Consider the following 235-nt stretch of genomic DNA (forward strand, 5'->3'; position numbering starts at 1 on the left):
GTCGTGGGCTCGATCGCCGGGCAGTTCCTGATCGGTTTCGGCCTGGCATTAGTCTTCTGGGTCAATTTCCACGGCGCCTCATGGCTGCGGGGCCTCTTCCTCGTCTCCTGGGTCATGCCCGGCCTGGTCGTCGGCGCAATCTGGAACTGGATCCTTTACGGTGACTTCGGTGTCCTCAAATTCATCCTGAAGGAAAGCGGTATCATCTCGGGCAATATCTTCTGGCGATCGGACC

1 pseudogene is annotated in these 235 nt (G+C 58.7%); it reads left to right on the forward strand.

The features are described from left to right. Positions 1-235 (forward strand): annotated as a pseudogene (locus ACPYOI_RS37095) (sugar ABC transporter permease); the annotation flags it as partial.

It is taken from the genome of Rhizobium sp. SVR5-2C (assembly GCF_056755115.1).